The organism is Arthrobacter sp. FW306-1B-F12A (genome assembly GCF_058781865.1).
In genome coordinates this window covers 1-1,560 of record NZ_JBYSXD010000097.1, presented here as the reverse complement: position 1 = coordinate 1,560, position 1,560 = coordinate 1, and the positions used below count along the sequence as shown (strand labels likewise).

Sequence of the window (1,560 nt, the reverse complement as noted above, 5' to 3'; positions counted from 1 at the left end):
TATGACGTTCCTGAGATCTGATGGGACCCCCGTCATGGGGGGATCCGGTGATCCTATGCTGCCTAGAAAAGCATCGGCGCGAGGTCCCAGCCGCCCGTACCCCAAACCGACACAGGTGATCAGGTAGAGAATACCAAGGCGATCGAGAGAATTATGGTTAAGGAACTCGGCAAAATGCCCCCGTAACTTCGGGAGAAGGGGGGCCCCAACCTTGAACACCACTTGCTGGTGGGAGGGGATCGGGGCCGCAGAGACCAGGGGGAAGCGACTGTTTACTAAAAACACAGGTCCGTGCGAAGTCGCAAGACGATGTATACGGACTGACTCCTGCCCGGTGCTGGAAGGTTAAGAGGACCGGTTAGCCGCAAGGCGAAGCTGAGAATTTAAGCCCCAGTAAACGGCGGTGGTAACTATAACCATCCTAAGGTAGCGAAATTCCTTGTCGGGTAAGTTCCGACCTGCACGAATGGAGTAACGACTTCCCCGCTGTCTCAACCATAAACTCGGCGAAATTGCAGTACGAGTAAAGATGCTCGTTACGCGCAGCAGGACGGAAAGACCCCGAGACCTTTACTATAGTTTGGTATTGGTGTTCGGAGTGGCTTGTGTAGGATAGGTGGGAGACGTTGAAGCCCTCACGCCAGTGGGGGTGGAGTCATCGTTGAAATACCACTCTGGTCACTTTGGACATCTAACTTCGGCCCGTGATCCGGGTCAGGGACAGTGCCTGATGGGTAGTTTAACTGGGGCGGTTGCCTCCTAAAAAGTAACGGAGGCGCCCAAAGGTTCCCTCAGCCTGGTTGGCAATCAGGTGTCGAGTGTAAGTGCACAAGGGAGCTTGACTGTGAGAGAGACATCTCAAGCAGGGACGAAAGTCGGGACTAGTGATCCGGCGGTACATTGTGGAATGGCCGTCGCTCAACGGATAAAAGGTACCTCGGGGATAACAGGCTGATCTTGCCCAAGAGTCCATATCGACGGCATGGTTTGGCACCTCGATGTCGGCTCGTCGCATCCTGGGGCTGGAGTAGGTCCCAAGGGTTGGGCTGTTCGCCCATTAAAGCGGTACGCGAGCTGGGTTTAGAACGTCGTGAGACAGTTCGGTCCCTATCCGCTGCGCGCGCAGGAAATTTGAGAAGGGCTGTCCTTAGTACGAGAGGACCGGGACGGACGAACCTCTGGTGTGTCAGTTGTACTGCCAAGTGCACCGCTGATTAGCTACGTTCGGATGGGATAACCGCTGAAAGCATCTAAGCGGGAAGCTCGCTTCAAGATGAGATTTCCATACACCTCGTGTGTGAGAGGCCCCCAGCCAGACCACTGGGTTGATAGGCCGGATGTGGAAGACAGGACTAAAGACTGTTGAAGCTGACCGGTACTAATAGGCCGACAACTTACACCACACAAACACGATCACTGCTTGCGTCCACTATGTGGTTCCCGAACAACAACCCGCCACCGGGTGTGTTCCATGGAACCAACAACTGAATAACAACACCACCGAACCCTTCACCGGGTCCGGACAAGTTGTAACCACGTATCTTCCCACCCCGCACCCAC

General features: G+C 54.9%; 1 rRNA gene (only partly in view). It reads left to right on the top strand.

Going from position 1 to position 1,560, the window contains the following annotated elements:
* Nucleotides 1–1,403, top strand: a 23S ribosomal RNA gene (locus AC3WJU_RS22310) (its annotated part extends 1,539 nt beyond the left edge of the window); the annotation flags it as partial.
* Nucleotides 1,404–1,560: the final 157 nt, after the last annotated feature.